The 6740-nt window shown below is 41.6% G+C and carries 3 protein-coding genes; 2 read left to right on the top strand and 1 reads right to left on the bottom strand.

The genetic code is table 11. From position 1 onward, the window contains the following. Positions 1 to 469: 469 nt before the first annotated feature. Together GQR53_RS20070 and GQR53_RS20065 are read left to right on the top strand one after the other, a co-directional pair. Positions 470 to 3622 (top strand): DEAD/DEAH box helicase, encoded by a 3153-nt coding sequence (locus GQR53_RS20070; protein WP_165744259.1) that lies wholly within the window; start codon positions 470 to 472, stop codon positions 3620 to 3622. Positions 3623 to 3644: 22 nt separating this feature from the next. Continuing rightward, positions 3645 to 3800, top strand: a complete 156-nt coding sequence (locus GQR53_RS20065) for a hypothetical protein (RefSeq protein ID WP_165744258.1) — start codon at positions 3645 to 3647, stop codon at positions 3798 to 3800. 288 nt (positions 3801 to 4088) lie between these two features. On the opposite strand, the gene GQR53_RS20060 is transcribed toward GQR53_RS20065, so the two are convergent. Further along, a partial coding sequence (locus tag GQR53_RS20060) for a DEAD/DEAH box helicase family protein (RefSeq protein ID WP_165745026.1) occupies positions 4089 to 6740 on the bottom strand: 2652 nt, incomplete at its 5' end.

The raw sequence follows: 6740 nt of genomic DNA, 5'->3' as shown, positions 1-6740 counted from the left end.
GCAAGCTCACTGACTTCGATGTGATAAATGATAGCTAATCATTTATCAACGAGAGATACAAGGCGCTCAGCTTGCTCGCGCGAAAAGCGAAGCTTTTAAAATAATTTACTTATATCGCGTTGGCGATGGCAACCAAGGGGCGGATACCGCCGACCGCCCTTGGAACCCCACGGCACCCCTCAATTTCACTTATCCTTAAACAAATAATTAATATGAACGTAAACGCGATGAACGCACATCCATGTGCAAGCATCCCTTTCCTCGAATCCATGCGAGGTAATTACTCATTAATTATGTGTTTGCAGGTGAAGTTGAAGGGGATAATTTCTTAGCATCATCATTTGATTACTCTCTCGGCTAATACTTAACTCACACGTTTGTACTTAATTACTAGTAACTTAGTCGATTATTACTTGTAGCTGTACCGTATTTAAGTAAACTAACTACTCGCAAACAGGGAGTGGTTTTAATGCAGCAAATTGGTATTTACGAGCAGTTAATTACGCAAGTAATTGAGCAAAACTTAGATCGTGATCAATTTTATGTGGGCGAGCGCCAGCTTGAAAGTGCTGAGGCGGCAACGTGGCTTTCACGCTTTTTAGGTAAACTTGTTGCTCATGCAATAAATGCCATTCCTAACTCAAACGAGCGGTTACAAGAGCAAATTAGCCTTGCTAACAACCTTGTTCTTTGGCTTAAAGATCATATAAAAGATGATGAGCTTATTAACGAAAACCTTATTGATAGCCAAGGCCGAATACTTACTGCACTGTTTAATACCCAAAACCCTATTGCTGCAAATCTTAAAGAATACTCTCACGATATATTCCCGCTAACGGGCCTTACGCAAAGCGAATTATTTAGCGGTGCTAATGCAGGTATATCGCTCGAAACCGAGCTAAAGCGCGAGATAAAATCGTCCGACACTATTTATTGGTTGGTCTCATTTATAAAATGGACAGGGCTGCGCATATTTAAAAATGAGCTGGAAGCGTTTACCAAAAGCGGCAATAAACTCAAAGTTATTACTACTTCGTACATGGGCGCAACGGATGCTAAAGCCGTTGAGTTTTTAGCAAACCTACCAAATACCGAAGTAAAGCTAAGTTATAACAATCAGCAAGAACGCCTACATGCTAAATCCTACTTATTTATGCGCAATACGGGTTTTCATACAGGGTATATTGGCTCGTCTAACTTATCGCATTCGGCGCTTACCAGCGGCCTTGAATGGAACTTAAAAATTACCGCACAAGAAATCCCACACATAATAGCCAAAACCAAAAGTACCTTTGAAACCTACTGGGAATCAAAAGACTTCGAGCTATTTACAGGCGCTGTTGAGTGTAAAGAAAAGCTCATTAATTCACTTAACGAGCAACGCGGTGTTGGGCAATCAAGCAGCCTATTTTATTTTGATATAACACCAAAAACGCATCAGCTCGCTATTTTAGAAAAGCTAAGTGCTGAGCGCAGCGTACATAAGCGTTTTAAAAACTTAGTGGTTGCCGCAACCGGCACAGGTAAAACTATAATATCGGCGTTCGACTTTAAAACCGTTTACGACAAAAACCCAAACGCACACTTTTTGTTTGTAGCCCACCGCGAAGAAATACTAAAACAAGCGCAAAGCGCTTACCGTGGTGTGCTTAAAAATAACGACTTTGGTGAGCTGTGGGTAGGTAACTACAAACCACAACGCTACAACCAATTATTTGCATCAATCCAAACGCTGAACAGCCAAATTGAATCGCTAAATTTAACTCACGATTATTACGACTACATAGTAATAGACGAAGTACATCACGTAAGCGCTGCCAGTTATCGCGCTATATTAAACCACTTTACGCCCACAATATTACTTGGCTTAACCGCAACACCAGAGCGACAAGATGGTGCAAATATACTCGATGATTTTTGTGGCGTAATAGCCGCCGAAATTCGCTTACCAGAGGCAATAAATCAACGCCATTTATGCCCATTTCAATACTTTGGACTAGATGACGACACCGACCTAAGCCAAATAACATGGCGAGGCGGCCGTTACGATATAAGCGAGCTAAGTAACCTTTATACAGGTGAAAACAACCGCGCTAACAAAATTATATCCAGCCTTGCCGATATCGTAACCAATGTTCACGCTATTAAAGCACTCGCGTTTTGCGTAAGCCAAAAACACGCTGAATTCATGGCCTCTAAATTTAACTTAGCAGGCATAAACGCCGATGTACTCACCAGCAAAAACACCAATGAGCGCGCGGCTAAGCAACAAGCACTGCGCCAAGGCGAAATACAAATACTCTGTGTAGTTGATATTTTTAACGAAGGTGTCGATATTCCAGAGGTTGATACTCTGTTATTTTTACGCCCGACTGAAAGCCTAACGCTGTTTTTGCAGCAACTAGGCCGTGGTTTGCGCCTGCCCGATAACAGCCAAAAGCAGTGCTGTACCGTACTCGACTTTGTCGGTAATGCTCGCCCAGAATATGACTTTGCGAGTAAATTCCGCGCACTCATTGGTAAAAGTAACCAGCCAATAAAAGCCGAAATCGAAAACAACTTCCCGCATTTACCACTGGGTTGCCGCATAGAGCTACAAAAGCGCACACAACAAACAATACTAAAAAATATTCAGCAAGCCATAAACACTAAACGCCGTTTACAGCAGCTTATAAATAGCTATTCGCAACACACAAATGACGCGCTAACGCTAAGTAACTTTTTACGCATAAACCCACAAGTCATACTAGAAGACATATACAAACCAAAAGACGGTAAGCTCGGCGGCTGGCATTGGTTAAAGGACGGTGAAATCCCTGCAGAGCAAGCCGATATTTACGCCGCGTATTACCGCGCAATCAACACCCAATTACTCGGCTGTGACTCGCTCAGCTACTTATGCTTTTTACGTGATTTATGTAAAAACGATTTTAGCTTTACGCCAACAGCACAAAACCAACAGTACGCACTTATGGCGCATTACAACTTTTGGGATTCCACTGGCACAAGTTTAGGCTTTAAAACGCTTGAACAAAGCTTACAAACGCTTATTCATCCAGCGTTACAGCACGAACTTGCACAAGTAATCACGCTTTTATTAAACCGCATTCACCAACAAGAAAGCGATTTAGCGTGTTTACCTAATCACGCCATAAAATTGCACAGCCGCTACACGCGCCAGCAAATACTTTCTGCATTTGGAGCGCACTCGTTTGATAAAAAATCGACAGCCCGCGAAGGCGTTTTAGAGTTTAAAAACCAAAATCTAGAGCTATTATTTGTAACGCTTAATAAGTGTGAAAAAACCTACTCACCCACCACGCTGTATCACGATTACGCAATCAGCCCCACCCTATTCCATTGGCAAACGCAAAACAGCGCTCGCCCTGAACACGGCCGTGGCCTTAGTTATATTCAGCACCAAAAAACTGGCAAAACCATCCTGTTATTTGTGCGAGAACAAGGCAAAGACGAAAACGGCAGAACTATGGGATTTGTAAACTACGGCGAGGTTAAATACCAAAGCCACAACGGCAGCCAGCCGATGAATATAACGTGGGAATTAACCAGCCCCATGCCAAGTGAAATGTGGCACGAGGCTGGGAAGTTAGCGGTTGGGTGATTAAAAATTAGAAAAGTCGTCTATGAATTATCTCCAATCTATCAACAAACACACCTTCCCCGTGATCACACCTGAAACTGAGTTAATGATGAGTAATTTACAGCATGGATGCTGTAAAAAGCGTAGCTTGGCCATGGATGGCCTACCTACGCTGGTTACGTTCACATCATTAACGTAAGTTGAAGATAAAGTGTGATCCTCGGGTGCGCCGTGGGATTCCAAAGGGCGTTCGGCGGCAGCCGCCCTTTGGTTGCCATCGCCAACGCGATATAACCTCGAATAGAGGTTTTTAAATCCTTTAAACCTACATCAAAACACCAATTTATGAGCGCGATATAAAATCGCACCTACATATTAATTACACCGAAATTTGAAAGCTTCGCTTTTCGCGTCAGCAAGCTCAACGCCTACGAGCGAACATTTAACCTTCAATTTAAACAAGCGCGATATAAAATCGCACCTACAACTATTCCACAACTACCTGTTTAAACCGCGCAAATGTTCGCATGCTTTCATCAGCAATCATTACTTCATAATCGGGGTTTTGAGCAATTAGCTCATATTGCCCATTTGGTAATTTATTAATTTTTCGCAGTAAATACTGGCCATCTCCGCCTATATCATCTCGCTCTATCGCGACAATTTGGCCGCGTAGCGATCCGGCTTTATCAGAGGTTATAAGCTCAAGTAGTAGTAAGTCGCCATCATAAATTGGGGCTTTACCGCCGTTCATAGAGTTACCCGATGCACGGGCTAAAAAATGTACGTTTGGATCAAGCTTGCCTGCACCAAAAGGTGCGTCCATTAATTCCATATCGCTTTCATCCCCTGTTTTAAAATGCCCGCAGGCAATTTTAATATTAGGGAAGTACGGCAGTTTTAATGCGTTATCTTGCGCGTTTGCTGTATCGGCAAGATCTTTAAACACTAACTGAGTTACATTGTCAGCTTCTTGCTCTGTATTTTGTTTCGTGGTTGGCGTTTTTACTTTTAGCCGCTGGTTGTATTTGGCTAAGGTGTATTCAACCAGCTCTAACACGGCGCTGTTTAGTAATTCGCATTTTTCTGCGGGTACGTCAAACGTGGCTTTTACGGTGTTGTTTTGTAAGGTAAACCATTGTGTGCCGTCTTTATTTTTATTGGTGTAGGCTTTAATTGGATTTTTACGCCAGTAGCTTTGCCATGTTTGCGAATCGGCAGCTGCTTGCTGTTCTTTAATAGGTAAATCGTGTTGCTTTAAATTCGGATGGCGCGCGAGTACCTTTGCACTCATTACAGCAAGTTCTGCAACTGTTGGGGGGTTAGCAAAGCCATTCAAAGCAACATACGCTTCAAGCAAAATAGCTTTAAAGCATTTGGTCATACTGGTTGTTTGTATGCCTTTATGTAAAAAGTCGTAAAACGGTGCTAATTGCTTGGCACTTTGCTGTGCTTCGTCATCAATATTTTGTGTTTTAGCAATTAGATCAAACCAACTAGTGTAGTTGCTGTTTACCTTTTTTATATCGCCGTAGTGGTAGTAAAACTCGCTTAATGTAGGTAAATGCCCTAGTTGCTCGGCAAGTTGTGTTATATCTTCTAACGCTGTGGTGCGCTGTATATTGGCTAGCTGCTGCCAAAAGTTGGTAACTTTTAAGTCAATATTTATAAAGCAGCCATCAGCAAGGTTTGGTTTTTTAAGCTTTTTAACTACACCAGTTGGCGTGGTTTCATGAAGTAGCGCATAAGGTTTATTTAAAAAGCTGTGGTGGTTACCAATAAAATCGAGCACCACTAAATGTGTTTTACCTTCAAGAGTTCGTAAACCCCGCCCTAACTGCTGTAAAAAGAGTATTTTAGAGTCGCTTGGGCGCAGCATTAATATGGTATCAATGCTTGGTAAATCAGTCCCCTCGTTAAACAAATCAACGGTAAATAATACTTCAACTTGACGCTGTTCTAATTGTTTTAGTGCATCATTACGGCGTACTTTTGACTGGCTATGTACAGATAGCGCTTTTACACCCGCGTTATTAAATGCAGCCGCCATATAATCAGCATGTTTAGTAGATATACAAAAACCTAATGTGCGCTGCTGTTTGTATTGCTGCCACTGTAAAAGTGCGTGGTCTGCCCGTTTTTGGGTTGCAAATTTGTTTTCAAGTGCTGTTGGATCAAATCGGCCATTACGCCACGGAATAGCTTGGTAGTTTACGTTTTCATCCCAAATACCGTAGTAATGAAATGGCACTAACGTTTTTTGGTCTATCCCCTGCGTTAAGTTACGCTCAAATACTAGGTTGTTGTCGCATAACCCTAAAATATCAGCTTGGTCGGTACGCTCTGGTGTAGCTGTTAAACCCAGTAAAAACTTGGGTTCAAAGTAGTTTAAAAGCTGGCGATATACGCGCGCACTTGCATGATGAAATTCGTCAACAATAATGTAATCAAATGCTGTTGGTGCAAACTGCTTTAAGTGATTACTTCGGCCAATGGTTTGAATAGAGGCAAACAAACACTCAGCGTTTTTGTCTCGCTGTTTACCGTTATAAAACCCAGTAGATAAAGTAAGTAATTCAGAAAAAGTACGCTGTGCTTGCAAAAGTATTTCTTCACGATGCGCTACAAATAAAACACGTTTTGCTTTGAATTGTTTTACATCAAATGCACTTAACCATGTTTTACCCATACCCGTTGCTAAAACCACTAAGCCACGCTTAAAGCCCTCAGTACGCGTTTGCGCTAAGGCATTAAGCGCTTCAATTTGAGCTGGCCTTGGTGTTTTAGCTTCATTCTTTTCAATAACTTGCTCAGCTGTATCAGCGTGGTTTACCGATACAAACTGCTGTGTTTTACGCCGAGTAATGTAGCTATTTATCCATTCATGGCTTAAATGGGTAACAAATTCGTGATTAAAAATATTTTCAAAAGCTGTGCGAATACTTAAAAACTGCTTTGCTGCTTGGCTTGTTTTTGGTTGTGTATAATCGTGTCTAAAATTCCACTCATGCCCTTTGGTTAATGCGCTGGCACTAATATTACTTGAGCCAATAAAGGCACAGCCATCAGTAATCTCTTTTTTTTTTTTTTTTTTTATAAAAATATACGACTTCATATGAAAACTTTGATTACTGTGCGT

This window comes from Pseudoalteromonas sp. Z9A6, from assembly GCF_011378805.1.
Taxonomy (GTDB): Bacteria; Pseudomonadota; Gammaproteobacteria; order Enterobacterales; family Alteromonadaceae; genus Pseudoalteromonas; species Pseudoalteromonas distincta.
This window is presented reverse-complemented; position numbering and strand designations above follow the sequence as displayed.